This window comes from Mycobacterium sp. DL592 (genome assembly GCF_011694515.1).
Taxonomy (GTDB): Bacteria; Actinomycetota; Actinomycetes; order Mycobacteriales; family Mycobacteriaceae; genus Mycobacterium.
Genome location: NZ_CP050192.1, coordinates 3,177,129 through 3,191,445 on the forward strand (window position 1 = coordinate 3,177,129; position 14,317 = coordinate 3,191,445).

The window sequence follows — 14,317 nt, forward strand, 5'->3', positions numbered from 1 at the left end:
AGGGGTTGGGATGACGAAGAGCAGAGCGCGGCGGGGCAACCGTCTGGCAACCGTGGGCACCGCGGTGTTCATCGCCGCGGCGATCGGGACCGGAATTGTGTTGTGGCCGGGCACAACTAGTCGCCATGACGCCGTGGCCGAGGCGGCCGTGATCAATCCGGCACCGACGACGATCGGCTTCTCCCAGCCGGGTGAGTTCATGTCGATGACCGCCGCCGATATCGGGCACACCCTCGACCTCATGGTGGCCACCGGTGCGAAGACGCTGCGGACGGTTATCCCGTGGTCGGTAGTCGAGCAGACCAAGGGAACGCTCAACTGGTCGCTGGTCGACGCCGTGGTCAATGCCGCTGTGGCACGGTCGATGTCGATTCTGGGTATCGTCGCGTTCACCCCCGATTGGGCCAGGGCGGCGGGTACGGCGACAATGATCGGCAGGCCGGCGTCGGTGACCGATTTCGCGGCATTCGCGAAGAAGGCGGCCGCGCGCTACAACGGTAAGATCTCGGCCTACGAGATCTGGAACGAACCGAACTCGTCGCTGTTCTACTCCCCCGGACCTGACCCGACCGGCTACACCGCGCTGCTCAAGGCGGCCTACCCCGCGATCAAGTCGGTGTCGTCGTCACTTCAGGTCGTCGCGGGCGCCTTGGGCGCAGACGTCACCTCCGCGACGGCAACCGACCCGGTGACGTTCCTGACCCAGATGTATGCCGCCGGCGCCAAGAACTACTTCGACGCGTTGTCATTTCATCCCTACCAGTACAGCCTGTCTTTCTCTGCAGGCGTGGACATCGCCAATTCGCCTGTGCAGCAATTGATGGACATGCGGACCACCATGGTCACCAACGGTGATTCCGCGAAGAAGATCTGGGCCACCGAGTACGGCGAGCCGACCGCCGCGGTGGACGAGAACACGCAGAGCTCGATGATCAACGACGTGGTGACCAAATGGCAGGAGCTGCCGTACACCGGTCCGGTCATGATCTACACCACGCGTGACAAGTCGACCGGGAGTTCGGATCCGGAGGACACGTTCGGGGTGTTCCGGTCGGACTGGGCACCCAAGATCGCCCAGCAGGTCCTGCAGTGGCAGATCGCGAACGGGATCCCGAAATCCCCGGAGTACCAACGGTTCAGTGCCGTCACGGACGCATCGTACGGCGCGGTCCTCAGTCCGGTGTACAAGGCCACGTCCACGGTGTGGGCCCAGGTTCGCGCCAATGCCACGGTATTCGAGACGGCCGCGGCGGGATACGTGTCCTCCCCCAACCCGGTCGCACTCAAGGCCCGCCCGCTCGGGGTTGCACCGACGGGCGCATTCGCCAACGGGTACCAGGATTTCGAGACCGGTGTGCGCATCTTCTACTCCGCGGCAACCGGGGCCCACGTCGTGGGCAGCGGGATCGCCTCGGCGTGGACATCGGCGCTCGGCTTGGCCACCACCGACGAGGTGCCGATGTCCGGCGGCGGGGTCCGGGTCGACTTCCAGCACGGCTTCATCACCTGGACACCTTCGGCAGGCGCGGTGGCGACCCGCTCGTAGCCGTCGCCGCCAGGGTCACCAGTTCCGCCACCGCCTGGTGCGGACGGCGAGCCTGCCAGTGCCCGGCATTGATCTCGTAGAGGTCCGCCCCGTCGGACTCGGCGGAGCGCCGGTCGAGCAGGTAGCGCCGGCACGCCTGCACGAACTCCTGATCGCGGTCGAAAACCGGCAGGCGCAGATGGTCTTTCAGCGATCCCACCGCGGCGGTCGTCCCGACGATGGGCAGTCCGGCAGATGCCGCGTCGAGGACCTTCACCCTGACCCCGCCACCTGTTCGCACCGGGGCGATCAGCGCGCGGCAGGTCGCCAGCAGTGCAGGCAGGTCGTCGACGAAGCCGACATCACGCACACCGGTTGGGTAGTGCGGATCGACCGCGCCCGGTTTGCGGGCGCCGATGATCACCAGTTCCGCGCCGGGTATGCCCTCGGAGATCTGCGGCCACAACCGCAGCGCCTCGAGGAAGGCCTCCTGATTGGGTGGCCAGTCCCGGGTGCCGATGAACGCCAGCCGCGGCCCGGTGTCGGCGAGGTTCAACCGCGGCGCCGGTGGCAGCGTCAGCGCGACCCACCGCGCGCCGGGCACGCCGGCACCCCGGTACATGTCCGCCTCCTCGGCGTCATAGGTGCCTACCGCGTCGGCGGCCCGCGCCACCCGTAGTTCGTCGCGCAGCAACCGGGGTGCCTGCCACCGGCCGAGCCGGCCACGCGTGGCCCGCCACACCTCGGACTCGGAGTTGACGGTGTTGACGACGAGGCCACGATGCCCGACGTGGGCCGAGGACAGGAACGACTCAGCCATATAGCTGTGTTCGGCGAAGAACACCCCGGCGTCACTGTGCTCGATCGCCGACACGAGCTCAGGGGTGTCGAACCGGACATGCACGAGACTCCGGCGCGAACCGATGGCATTGGCCGCCAACCGGACCCGACGAACCGGCGGCTTGGACACCTTGACCAGCGGCACGCCGGCGGGCATCGCCGTGGCTGCGGCGCCATCCCGGTGCGCCGACAGACAGATGGCGTCGACCGGCCACGCCTGCGCCGCGATGTCGATCACCAGCCGCGACAGCGTGAGGTCACCGCCGTACTCGCGTTCGGGATCCTTGGACAGCAGGAACGTCACCTTGGTCATCGACCACCCCCTCGATACAGAACCTTCAGATACACGCCCAGCAGGACCGCGTCTGTCAGCACCGACGCGATCGCCGCGCCGACCGCTCCCAGCGGACTCAGGGCGGCGACACACGCCAGCTTCACCGGAACCAAACCCACTGCGGCCCAGGCCCGCACGAGGTCGCGATGTTGCATGTAGAGCACCGCGGTGTAGACGTAGTTGGCGGCCCGCATAGCGCAGAACGCCGCCATCAGCACCATCGCGACGCCCAGCTCCCGCGGTGCCGGCGACAGCAGCAGGCCCACCCCGACGGTCAGCACCAGCACGCCCGCCACCGCCGACAGTTTCATGATGGCCTTCGGTGCGGGGCCGGTCGCCAGATCGCCGCCCGACTCGCGCAGCGGCTCGTGGTAGGTGGCCACATACGACTGGCCCAGTGCCGCCACCGCCCATGCCATCACCGACGCCACCGAATAGAGGCCCGCGATGCGGGAGTCGGTCAGGAACCCCAGCAGCAGCACGTCACCCTGGATGTAGAGCGCGTTGCCGAGGTGCTCGAGCACCAGGGCCGCGACCAGACGCGGCGGTCCGGGCACCGCGGGCCGGTGCCCGCGCACCACCAGCACGGCCAGCACCGCGACCGCGAAGTACGGTGCGGCGTAGAGCAAGCTGGCCACCAGCAGGGTGGGCTGGTCGACGGCGAACAGATAGCCGGTGGCGATCGCGATGCTGGTGGTCTGGCGGAGGGTGTCCATCCGCATGACGCGGTCCGGATGCCCGTCACGCAGATCCTGGCTCTTGTAGGCGTTGAACACCAGCTCGCCGCCGCCGACGACCAGTCCGAACCAGGCGATGTAGTTCACGTCGACGACCGCGACACCCGCCGCCATCAGCAGCAGGCCCACCCCCACCCGGGTGGTGCGTTCACCCAGGAACCGCTCCCTCGACTCGCGTAGCGCGCGGACGTTGAATGGATTGTCCAGGGGGGCGCAGACGATTGCCGCCAGCGCGAAACCCATGGCGTACAAGCCGTAGTCGGCGATGCCGAGGCGGCTGATCACCGCCAGTGTCCAGAGCAGTCCGACGCCGCGGCCGCCGTACATCCACACCGCCGCCAGGACGGTTTTGCCGAGCCGGCCGGCGGAGGCCGGTGACGACACCCCGGTCATCGGGACCGCACCAGCGCCGACCACTGCTCGGCGTAGGCCTCGGCCACCGCCTGAGGGGAACGCCGCTCCCGTTCGGCGATGGCATTGGCGGCAAGGGTGTTCAGGCGCGCCCCGTCGTCGACGAGATGGTCGATGGCCGAGCAGAACTGGCGCACGCTCGGGTCGGCACCCGGTACGCGCAGCACGACCGCGCCGTGCCGCTCGTCGAGATCGGCCAGCGCCCCGTGGTCACTGCAGATCACCGGGGTGCCGTAGCCGAGCGCGTGGGTGACCACCGCAGAGGACGGATAGGCCGGGCCGTAGAACGTGCGCCGGCCGTACGGGACGACCACGGCACGCACCGACTCGAAGAACGCGTCTTCGTCGTCGCCCTCGACCCCGCCGAGAATGTCGATGCCGGGAGCCGGCGACAGCTCTTCGGTGCCGCGGCCCGCGACCCGGATCGCGATGTCGTCGCGCAGCGACTCCCTGATACGGCCGATCAATTCGAAACCCTTGCCGCGGTAGACCAATCCGAAGAAGCCCACGGCCAGCGGCCGCTGCGCGACGGGTTTGACCGCCCGGCGCACCGGTGCGATATGCGGGACCCGAGCCACCCGCGCACGTGGGTAGGCGACCGCCAGGGCCTGCGCGCCGCTGTCGGTCAGGGAGAACAGCTGCAAGCCTGCGGCCACGGAACGTTCGATGCGGTGCGAGACGAGCTGCAGCGGCAGGTGCACACCATGGTTGACCAACCGGTGGCCGGCCATGAACCGGGTCCGCCACGGCCACCAGATGAGCCTGGGCGGATCGTGGACCGTCGCGCTGACCGCCACGTCGCGCCGGCCGGCGATCGCCCAAAACGGTGTCACCGCACCGCCACTGAGTTCGGCGTGGACCAGCGTCGGCCCGGGATGGGGCGAGTCGATCAGTTCGCTGACGGCGCGGCGATGGCGTCGCAGGTCGGCCACCCCATCCTCGCCGGGCCCGCCGTGGCGGTATTCGACAACCGACCCGAACAGGCCGCGCACGGCGTCGAGGAACTGCTGTGCGTAGTCACCGACACCGCCGGCCCCCGCGCGGGGGCCGATGTAAATGAGCCGAACCTCGGCCAGTGAGCGCGACATCTAGTAGAACAGCGGCCGGTACTTGGGGCGGTACCGTAGCGCCTCCGGGTTACGGGTGCTGAGGACCTTGGCGGGTACCCCGGCCACCACCGCCAGTGGGGCGACGTCGCCGCGGACCATCGAGCACCCACCCACCACTGCGCCGCGGCCCAGTGTCACACCCGACAGGATGGTGGACCGGCTGGCCACCCACACGTAGTCCTCGATGACGCAGGGTTCCAGGATCGGCGCAAACGACGGGTCATTGTGATCGTGGTAGCCCCCGATGATGTGCACGTCGGAGGCCAGAACGACGTTGTCGCCGATGGTGATTCCGCCGCGGGCGTCCAGCATGCAGCGAAAGCCGATGGAGCAGGCCTCCCCGATCGTCAGGTTGCCGATGTCCAGGATGGTGGTGCCACGGAAGATCGACGAGTCCTTTCCGATGGTGGCGCCGAACAGTCGCAGGTAGGCCTGCCGCACGTGATGGGACGGGAAGTAGGTGAAGAACAGGTTGAAGCCGAGCAGGCCGACCCGGTTGTACAGCTTGCGCGCGAACGAGATGTCCTGCATCGGGGGTGGTTTGACCGGCTGAAGGCTCGGCGCACCTCCGGTGGTCAGGGGTTGGCTGGTCATCTGTTTCCTCCCATGGCATGTTGTGGTGCTGCGATCGAGCCCAGGTCGTGGCGGACCATCGCGGCGACGATGTCGGGGAAGTCCGCGGTCCGCCGCCAACCCAGGCTCTGTTCGGCGTGGCTGGGATCCCCCACCATGTCCACCGGGTCGGTCGGCCGTATCAGCGCGGCGTCGGTGTGGACGTAACGCTGCCAATCGTCGATGCCGACCTCGGCGAAGGCGGTGCGGACGAAGTCCGCGATCGAATACGAGGTGCCCGTGGCGATCACGAAATCCTCGCCGGCACCGCGAAGTGCGATGCGGTACAGCGCGTCGACATAGTCCGGTGCCCAGCCCCAGTCACGGCGGGTCTGCAGGTCACCGAGGCGCACCGAGTCCTGCAGGCCGCAGGCGATCCTTGCGACCGCAGTGCTGATCTTGCGGGTCACGAACCGGGTTGGCCGAAGCGGTGATTCGTGGTTGTAGAGGATGGCGTTGGCCGCCGCGAGTCCCCGCGTACGGTAGATCGCACACATCATGTGGCCGAGTGCCTTCGAGGCGCCGTAGGGCGATGTCGGGTTGATCGGGGTGGCTTCCGTTTGCGGTGACTGCGAGGAGCCCGCGAAGATCTCCGCGCTCGAGGCGTTGACCACGACGATGGGCTGACCCTGTTCGTCCTGCACCCGCAGGCAGCCGTCGAGCAGCGCGGTGGTCGACCCCGAGTTGACACTCAGCGCGGTAACCGGGTCGTGCCAGGAGGCCGCGACCGACGTGACTCCCGCCAGGTGGAAGACGTACTGCGGGGCAACACGTCTCACCAGTGCGAGGACGGTATCGGCGTCCTCCAGATCCACCGGGTGTTCGACGACACCGGGTGCGGCGCGTCCGGGTAGCGACCCGGGCCGCGTCACCCCGTGCACCGTCAAGCCCGACGCGGTCAGCAGCCGGGCCAGATAGTGGCCGTCCTGCCCAGTCACGCCGGTGACCAGTGCGGCACCGCGTGGTGGCCGTTGGGATGTCATCACAGGCCGCTACAGCGCGGCAGCACGCATCGCGCGCGACTCGCTGTCGAGATCGCTGGACACCATCATCTCGATGAGTTCCTTGAACCCGACGGTGGGCTGCCAACCCAAAACCCGCTGCGCTTTGGCGGCATCGCCGACGAGCAGGTCCACCTCGGCCGGCCGGATGAGCGATTTGTCCAGCTGTACGTAGGGCTCCCAGTCGTCGATCCCGACGCTGGCGAAGGCGATGTCGAGCATCTCCCGAATGGAATGCGTCCGGCCGGTGCATATCACGTAGTCGTCAGCCACGTCCTGCTGCAGCATCAAATACATCGCCTCGACGTAGTCACCGGCGAATCCCCAATCGCGCCGCGCGTCGAGATTGCCCAGCGTGACGTGACTCTCGGCGCCCAGCGCGATCCGCGCCACCGCGCGAGTCACCTTTCGGGTGACGAATTCCACACCACGCCTCGGTGATTCGTGGTTGAACAGGATTCCGGAACTCGCATGCATATCGTAGGACTCGCGGTAGTTGACCGTCATGTAGTGGCCGTAGACCTTGGCTACCCCGTAGGGCGAGCGGGGCCACAACAGGGTCGACTCGGTCTGCGGCACCTGCTGGACCTTGCCGAACATCTCCGAACTCGACGCCTGGTAGAACCGGACTTTTCGGCCTGAGATGTCCTGGTAGAGCCGAATGGCTTCCAGCAGATTGAGCACGCCACCGCCGGTGACATCGGTGGTCAGCCGGGCGTTGCGCCACGAGTACGCCACGTACGACACAGCGCCCAGGTTGTAGACCTCGTCGGGCTCGGCAATCGTCAGCGACCGCATCAGGCTCGACATGTCGAGCAGGTCACCGGTGATGACCTTCACCCCGGGCACGGTCTGGCGCAGCATCGCCTCTTTGGGGTTGTTCTGTCCACGGATCAGTCCGTAGACCGTGTACCCCCTGGACAGCAACAGCTCCGAAAGGTACAGCCCGTCTTGTCCTGTCACACCGGTGATCAATGCCGATCTCTTCGGCTGGTCGATGAGCCTCATGCCGCCACCCCTATGGTCGCTTGTATTTCGGACCGCAGTCCGTCGATGAATCGGTCCTCGGTGAAGCGCTCCATTGCGCCGCGGATCTTGTTCTCGTCGAATTGGGAACTTTCCAAACGCCGCACGGCGCGGGCGATCTCGGCCGCCTCGGGTCGGTCGAAGAACACGCCGGTGACCCCTTCGACCACGGTGTCGACGAATCCACCCCAGCGCAGAACCACACTCGGCCGGCCCCACACACCGGCCTCGATCGGGGTCAGCCCGTAGTCCTCGAAGCTGGCCGCCACCACAGCGCGACAGTTCTGGTACAGCCAGGCCATCTCGTCATCCGAGAGGCCCTCGAGCATAAGCACATTGGGCGCGGCGAGCCGACGGATCCGCTCGGCTTCCGGGCCGCGACCGACGACGACCAGCGGCCGGTCCAGCTCACCGAATGCCCTCACCACCTCGTCGACGTTCTTGTAAGGCAGCAGCCGTGAGACGCAGAGATAGAACTCGCCCGCCGGACGCCGGGCAGCGGCCGGCCCGAGCCAGTCGAGTGCCGCGCGCACAGGCTGGGCCTGCTCGTGGCCAGTCATGCCGACGGGAGCGGGCACGACGTCGGCGTCGATGCCGTAGGCGTCGCGGATACGCTCGCGGGCGACCGAAGAGATGGCGACGTAGCGCTGGCAGGACTGCGCCGCTCTGCGGTCCCAGCGTTTGAGGTAGGGCCCCAGCACGGCCAGCGCGGACTTCTTGAGGGGTCCGGCACCCTCACCGAGGTACATCTCGCTGGCATAGAGCCATCGGGCCGGTGAGTAGCAATAGACGAGTTTGTCGCCGTGGGCGCGAAAGCCGTGCGCCCATCCGCTGGAACTGGTGATCACCAGTTCGGCGTCGACCTTCATGGCCTGTGCGGCGAATGGGAGCAGCGGCAGCGCGGCCCGGTGGTTGCGCCGCAACGGGCCGACGCGGTTCAGCGGTGAGACCCGGATGTCACGTTCGGCGAACTCCGGATAGGTGCCGGCCGGATCGAACAGCAACGTATAAATCGGAGCCTGCGGAAATGCCCGGCTAATTGCCAACACAACCTTCTCGGCGCCACCGCGCTGAGTCAGGTAGTCGTGCGCAATCGCCACGGGGTACGGACCGATGTCGGCCTCCCAGGATCGGACCACGCCTCCTGCTCAATCCGGCGCCTGTGGCACCGTGAGCTTCGTTGGCGCGGTTGAGGTTCCCCGACCCGTAGTTGACATTGAAACTTGCCCGGGCCGGACCCACAACCCGAGAAGGCCCCGGTGTCCGTTTGTTCACATTTCAGCAATTCATGTAACGCTGGCGAATCCGCGGTCATTACGACGGGAAATGTTGTCCCACCAGCAAAACCTAGGCGCAGAATTTACAGTCGCGCCAGTTAATTAATGGTGGGAATCACAGCGGCGGGAACCGCTCGACCCAATGCCGGGCGATGTCCACCCGCCGCGTCACCCACACTTTGTCGTGGGACTGCACGTGGTCGAGAAACCGTTCCAGCGCGGCGGTGCGCCCGGGCCGCCCCGCCAGCCGGCAGTGCAGCCCGATCGAGAGCATTTTGGGCGCCCCCGCGGCCCCTTCGGCGTAGAGCACGTCGAAGGCATCGCGCAGATGCGCGAAAAACTGTTCCCCGGAAGGAAACCCGCCCGCCGTGGCGAATCGCATGTCGTTGGTGTCGAGCGTGTAGGGCACGACGAGGTGGGCAGCTCCGCCCACCTGCGTCCAGTACGGCAGGTCGTCGGCGTAGGAATCGGAGTCGTAGAGGAAGCCGCCGTGCTCGACGACCAGGCTGCGGGTCTGCGGTGAGTCACGGCCGGTGTACCAGCCCAGCGGCGCGGACCCGGTGAGCTCGGTGATGAGCCGCACGGCACGCGCCATATGTTCGCGCTCGACCTCCGGCTCGACGAGCTGATAGCTGATCCAGTGCAGGCCGTGGCAGGCGATCTCGTCACCGCGGGCGGTGAACGCTGCCACCGCCTCGGGGTTGCGGGCCAGCGCCATGGCCACTCCGAACACGGTCAGCGGCAGGCCGCGTCTGTCGAAAACCCGCAGCAGGCGCCACAATCCTGCCCGCGACCCGTACTCGTAGAGCGACTCCATGCTCATATGCCGGTTCGGAAATGGCTGCGCACCAACGATTTCCGATAGGAATGTCTCGGAGGCGGCATCGCCGTGCAGAACGTTGTTCTCCGCACCCTCTTCGTAGTTGAGCACGAACTGGACCGCGATGTTGGCCTGCCCGGGCCAGTGTGGGTGGGGCGGGTTCGGACCGTAGCCGACCATGTCACGCGGATAGCCTGCCGCGCCGTCCATAGGGCTCATTGCGCCATTGTGGCAGCCAACCCCGGCCGGCACCGGCTTCGTGGACAAGGCAGCATGGACGTCATGCCGTCCACACTGCTGTGGTTCCGCCGCGACCTTCGGCTGCGCGACCTCCCGCCACTGTTGGAGGCGGCCGCCGACGACGCCGAGGTGCTGGGAGTCTTCGTCCTTGACCCGAGGCTTGAACAGTCCTGCGGCCCGCGCCGACTGCAATACCTGGGCGACTCGCTGCGGGCCCTGTCCGAGGCGCTCGACGACAGGCTGCTGATCGTCCGCGGCAGGCCCGAGGAGCAGATCCCCGCGATGAGCGCGCACATCGGGGCCCAGACCGTGCACATCTCGGCAGATTTCAGCCCCTTCGGGGTGCGCCGCGACACGGCCGTCGCCGCGGCGCTGGCCGCCGACGGCCGGGCGCTGCAGCCGACCGGGTCGCCATATCTGGTCTCACCGGGCCGGGTCACCAAGGACGACGGCACCCCCTACAAGGTGTTCACGCCGTTCCTGTCCCGGTGGCGCGACGTCGGCTGGCGCGCCCCCGCCCAGTCGGATCCGGCCGCGGTGCGCTGGATCGACCCCGCCGCCCTGACCGGGGTGACGCGGGTCGGCGCACCCGATCCGGGGGCACAGATGGACGTCGAGGCCGGCGAGGCCGCCGCACAGAGCCGGTGGGCGGAGTTCGTCGAGACCGGGCTGGCCGACTACGCAGAGGACCGCAACCGCCCCGACAAGCCGGGCACCAGCCGGATGTCGGCCCCCCTGAAATTCGGCACCATCCACCCGCGGACCATGGTCGTCGACCTCGACGTGCGCCACAGCGGCCCGGCGGCCTATCTGCGGGAACTGGCCTTCCGCGACTTCTATGCCACCGTGCTGGCCGAATGGCCGCACAGCGCGTGGCAGAACTGGAACCGCAGCTACGACGCGATCGACGTCGACACCGACGCAGCAGCCCGCGCGGCGTTCGATGCGTGGAAGCAGGGTCGCACGGGCTACCCGATCGTCGACGCCGGGATGCGCCAGCTGCTGCAGACGGGTTTCATGCACAACAGGGTCCGGATGATCGTCGCCTCGTTCCTGGTCAAGGATCTGCATCTGCCCTGGCAGTGGGGGGCGCGCTGGTTCCTCGAGCAGCTCGTCGACGGCGATATGGCCAGCAACCAGCACGGCTGGCAGTGGTGTGCGGGTTCGGGGACCGACGCCGCGCCGTACTTCCGGGTGTTCAACCCCACCGCCCAAGGCGAGAAGTTCGACCCGGCCGGGGACTATGTGCGCCGCTGGGTGCCCGAACTGGCCGGCCCCGAACTGGCCGGGACCGACGTCCACAAACTCAAGGCGGGGCGCCCGCCGGGCTACCCCGACCCGATCGTCGACCACGCCGCCGAGCGGGTCGAAGCACTGGCGCGTTACGGCCGGATCGGCTGAGCCGGGCGGGGGTCGGTGTGCCAGAATGACGGCAATTGCTCATCTGAGTCCGACAGGAGCCGCAATGCCCAGCACCGAGGTGGAGCGCTACAACGACGTCGATCCCGCCGACGTCCCCTCAGCTGCCTGGGGTTGGAGCAAGATCAACTACCGCAGCTGGTACGCCTTCGGCATCTTCGCCATCGTGTTCCTGCTGGGCATGTTGCGCGGCAACCACGTCGGCCACGTCGAGGACTACGTGCTGATCGGGTTCGCGATCCTGGTGGCGGGCATCGTCATCCGCGACTGGTGGGGCCGCCGCCGCGGCTGGTTGCGCTAGGCACTAGCTCCTCCGTCGTCGAGATCGACGAATTGGCGCGATCTACTCGCGATTCTGCTGCGAAACGTCGGTTTGGGCGAGAAGGCTGACTAACCTTCGGCGGCCAGCTGCCCGCAGGCGGCCGCGATCTCGCGTCCCCGGGTGTCCCGAACCGTGCACGACACTCCCTGCGCGCGCACCCTGCGCACGAACTCCCGCTCCACCGGCTTGGGGCTGGCATCCCACTTGCTGCCCGGGGTGGGGTTGAGCGGGATCAGGTTGACGTGCACCAGCGCCCCCAGCGAGCGGTGCAGCTTCTTGCCCAGCAGGTCAGCGCGCCACGGCTGGTCGTTGACGTCGCGGATCAGCGCGTACTCGATGGACACCCGCCGGCCCGTCGCGTCGGCGTAGTAACGCGCGGCCTCCAGCGCCTCGGCGACCTTCCAGCGGTCGTTGACCGGGACCAGGGTGTCGCGTAGTTCGTCGTCGGGGGTGTGCAGCGACAGCGCAAGGGTGACCCCGAGGTGCTCGTCGGCGAGTTTGCGGATCGCCGGGGCCAGGCCGACCGTCGACACGGTGACCGAGCGCGCGGAGATGCCGAACCCGTCCGGCGGCGCGGCAGTGATGCGGCGCACGGCCGCCAGCACCCGGTTGTAGTTGGCCAGCGGCTCACCCATGCCCATGAAGACGACGTTCGACAGCCGGTCCCCGAAGCCGTCGCGCAACGTCACGGCCGCGGCACGCACCTGCTCGAGGATCTCCGCAGTGCTCAGGTTGCGGGTCAGCCCACCTTGCCCGGTCGCGCAGAACGGGCAGGCCATCCCGCAGCCGGCCTGCGAAGAGATGCAGACGGTGTTGCGGTTCGGGTAGCGCATCAGCACCGACTCGAATGTCGTGCCATCGTGGGCGCGCCACAACGTCTTTCGGGTCTCCCCCGCGTCGCACTCGATCTCCTTGGCCACCGAGAGCAGCGTGGGGAACAGCGCCTCGGCGACGGTGTCACGCACCGCGGCAGGCAGATCGGTCATCTGCTGCGGGTCGGCCAGCAGCCTGCCGTAGTACTGCTGGGCCAGTTGCTTGGCCCGGAAGGCGGGAAGGCCCAGTTCGGCCACGGCAGCCGCGCGGCCCTCGGCGTCGAGGTCGGCGAGGTGCCGCGGCGGCAGCGCGCGGCGGGGTGCCTCGAAGACCAGCTCTTGTTTCATCACGTCCAGTATCGCTGACCGCGGGGCCGGCTCAGGCCAGCAGCGTCAGCACGATCCAGCCGACTACCGCAGAGGGCAGCATGGCGTCGATGCGATCCATGATCCCGCCGTGGCCGGGCAGCAGCGTTCCCATGTCCTTGATACCCAGGTCTCGTTTGACCTGGGATTCGACCAGGTCGCCGAGCACGCCGGTGATCACGAGCATCAAGCCGAGCGGCAGGCCGACCCAGGCGGGCTTGTGCAGCAGGAATGTCACCGACAACACCGCGGCGGTGACGCCGAACAGCAGTGAACCGCCGAGGCCCTCCCAGGATTTCTTGGGACTGATCGCCGGGGCCATCAGGTGCTTGCCGAACAGCACGCCGGCGATATAGCCGCCGATGTCGGCGAAGACGACGGTGGCGATCACCGTGAACACCCGGGCGCCGCCATGGTCCTCCAGGATCAGCAGCACGGTGAAGCTGGCGAACAGCGGCACCCAGGTGGCCAGCAGGACCGTCGCGGCGATGTCGCGCAGATAGTTGACCGGCTGTTCGCGTAGACCGTGGCCGAGCAGGCGCCACACCATGGCGACCACGATCGTCGCGCCGTAGGCGCCCAGCGTCCCCGCCACACCCCACGGCCAGGCCAGCCAGATCATCGCCTGGCCGCCGAGCAGCAGCGGCACCGTCGGCATCGCATAGCCGTGTTCGCGTAGCCGGCGGATCACCTCGTGGGTGGCGATCGCGATGGCGACGGCCAGCAGCGGGAACCACCACTTCGGCGCGAACAGCAGGCTGCCGATCGCCATCGCGCCCAGGACGGCGCCCACGGCGATCGCGGCGGGCAGGTTGCGTCCGGCCCGCGACGCCTTCTTGTCCGGCGCGTCGGAACCGGCGGTGCCGGACTCGGTGTCTGCCACGGGCGATGGTTGCTGAGGGGTCATCAGACCTCCAGCAGTTCGCCTTCCTTGTGCTTGACCAGTTCGTCGATCTGCGTGACGTAGGTGTGGGTGGTCTTGTCGAGGTCCTTCTCCGCGCGGCTGACGTCGTCCTCGCCGGCGTCGCCGTCCTTCTTGATCCGGGCCAGCTCCTCCATCGCCTTGCGCCGGACGTTGCGCACCGAGACCTTGGCGTCCTCGCCCTTGGCCTTGGCCTGCTTGACCAGGTCCCGGCGCCGCTCCTCGGTGAGCTGCGGGATCGACACCCGGATGATGTTGCCATCGTTGGTCGGGTTGACGCCGAGGTCGGAGTGGCGGATGGCGTCTTCGATCACCTTGAGTTGGGAGGCCTCATAGGGCTTGATGACGACCATCCGCGCCTCGGGGACGTTGATGCTCGACAGCTGGGTGATCGGGGTCATCGACCCGTAGTAGTCGACGACGACGCGGGCGAACATACCGGGGTTGGCCCGTCCGGTCCGGATGGAGGACAGGTCGTCGCGCGCGACGGCGACAGCCTTCTCCATCTTTTCTTCGGCATCGAAGAGGGTCTCTTCGATCATGT

Annotated in this window: 14 protein-coding genes; 3 read left to right on the forward strand and 11 right to left on the reverse strand. The window is 67.8% G+C overall.

The window, feature by feature from the left end:
• Positions 1-10 precede the first annotated feature (10 nt).
• Positions 11-1,546: an LGFP repeat-containing protein gene (locus HBE64_RS15235; RefSeq protein WP_167103694.1), complete on the forward strand. Its 1,536-nt coding sequence runs from the start codon at positions 11-13 to the stop codon at positions 1,544-1,546.
• Here the strand turns inward: HBE64_RS15235 and HBE64_RS15240 are convergent.
• The 8 genes from HBE64_RS15240 to puuE form a co-directional block, all read right to left on the reverse strand.
• Complete coding sequence (locus HBE64_RS15240; protein ID WP_167103697.1) at positions 1,503-2,678, reverse strand: glycosyltransferase; 1,176 nt, start codon at positions 2,676-2,678, stop codon at positions 1,503-1,505. The genes HBE64_RS15235 and HBE64_RS15240 overlap by 44 nt on opposite strands.
• On the reverse strand, positions 2,675-3,829 hold the full coding sequence (locus HBE64_RS15245; protein WP_167103700.1) for a lipopolysaccharide biosynthesis protein: 1,155 nt from the start codon (positions 3,827-3,829) through the stop codon (positions 2,675-2,677). The genes HBE64_RS15240 and HBE64_RS15245 overlap by 4 nt, the downstream gene beginning before the upstream one ends.
• On the reverse strand, positions 3,826-4,935 hold the full coding sequence (locus tag HBE64_RS15250) for a glycosyltransferase (protein ID WP_167103703.1): 1,110 nt from the start codon (positions 4,933-4,935) through the stop codon (positions 3,826-3,828). The genes HBE64_RS15245 and HBE64_RS15250 overlap by 4 nt, the downstream gene beginning before the upstream one ends.
• Positions 4,936-5,487 (reverse strand): DapH/DapD/GlmU-related protein, encoded by a 552-nt coding sequence (locus HBE64_RS15255; protein ID WP_371744191.1) that lies wholly within the window; start codon positions 5,485-5,487, stop codon positions 4,936-4,938.
• Between the two features lie 59 nt (positions 5,488-5,546).
• Positions 5,547-6,551: a GDP-mannose 4,6-dehydratase gene (locus HBE64_RS15260; RefSeq protein WP_167103709.1), complete on the reverse strand. Its 1,005-nt coding sequence runs from the start codon at positions 6,549-6,551 to the stop codon at positions 5,547-5,549.
• Positions 6,552-6,560: 9 nt separating this feature from the next.
• Positions 6,561-7,577, reverse strand: coding sequence for a GDP-mannose 4,6-dehydratase (locus HBE64_RS15265; RefSeq protein WP_167103712.1), 1,017 nt, complete (start codon positions 7,575-7,577; stop codon positions 6,561-6,563).
• Complete coding sequence (locus HBE64_RS15270) at positions 7,574-8,734, reverse strand: glycosyltransferase (RefSeq protein WP_243841332.1); 1,161 nt, start codon at positions 8,732-8,734, stop codon at positions 7,574-7,576. Before HBE64_RS15270 ends, HBE64_RS15265 begins: the two co-directional genes overlap by 4 nt.
• Positions 8,735-8,987: 253 nt before the next feature.
• Positions 8,988-9,902, reverse strand: a complete 915-nt coding sequence (puuE, locus tag HBE64_RS15275) for an allantoinase PuuE (RefSeq protein ID WP_167109252.1) — start codon at positions 9,900-9,902, stop codon at positions 8,988-8,990.
• A 72-nt stretch (positions 9,903-9,974) separates the two neighbouring features.
• Between puuE and HBE64_RS15280 the strand changes: the two genes are divergently transcribed.
• The gene (locus tag HBE64_RS15280; protein ID WP_167103715.1) at positions 9,975-11,333 is read left to right on the forward strand and encodes a deoxyribodipyrimidine photo-lyase; all 1,359 of its coding nucleotides are present in this window, start codon (positions 9,975-9,977) and stop codon (positions 11,331-11,333) included.
• A gap of 64 nt (positions 11,334-11,397) precedes the next feature.
• Positions 11,398-11,652: a DUF2631 domain-containing protein gene (locus HBE64_RS15285; protein ID WP_167103718.1), complete on the forward strand. Its 255-nt coding sequence runs from the start codon at positions 11,398-11,400 to the stop codon at positions 11,650-11,652.
• An 89-nt stretch (positions 11,653-11,741) separates the two neighbouring features.
• Here HBE64_RS15285 and rlmN read toward each other — a convergent pair whose 3' ends face one another.
• From rlmN to frr, 3 genes are read right to left on the reverse strand one after another with little or no spacing between them, the layout of a single operon-like run.
• The gene (rlmN, locus tag HBE64_RS15290; protein WP_167103722.1) at positions 11,742-12,833 is read right to left on the reverse strand and encodes a 23S rRNA (adenine(2503)-C(2))-methyltransferase RlmN; all 1,092 of its coding nucleotides are present in this window, start codon (positions 12,831-12,833) and stop codon (positions 11,742-11,744) included.
• Between the two features lie 31 nt (positions 12,834-12,864).
• The gene (locus HBE64_RS15295; RefSeq protein ID WP_167103725.1) at positions 12,865-13,758 is read right to left on the reverse strand and encodes a phosphatidate cytidylyltransferase; all 894 of its coding nucleotides are present in this window, start codon (positions 13,756-13,758) and stop codon (positions 12,865-12,867) included.
• The gene (frr, locus tag HBE64_RS15300; RefSeq protein ID WP_167103728.1) at positions 13,758-14,315 is read right to left on the reverse strand and encodes a ribosome recycling factor; all 558 of its coding nucleotides are present in this window, start codon (positions 14,313-14,315) and stop codon (positions 13,758-13,760) included. Before frr ends, HBE64_RS15295 begins: the two co-directional genes overlap by 1 nt.
• Between the last annotated feature and the right edge of the window lie 2 nt (positions 14,316-14,317).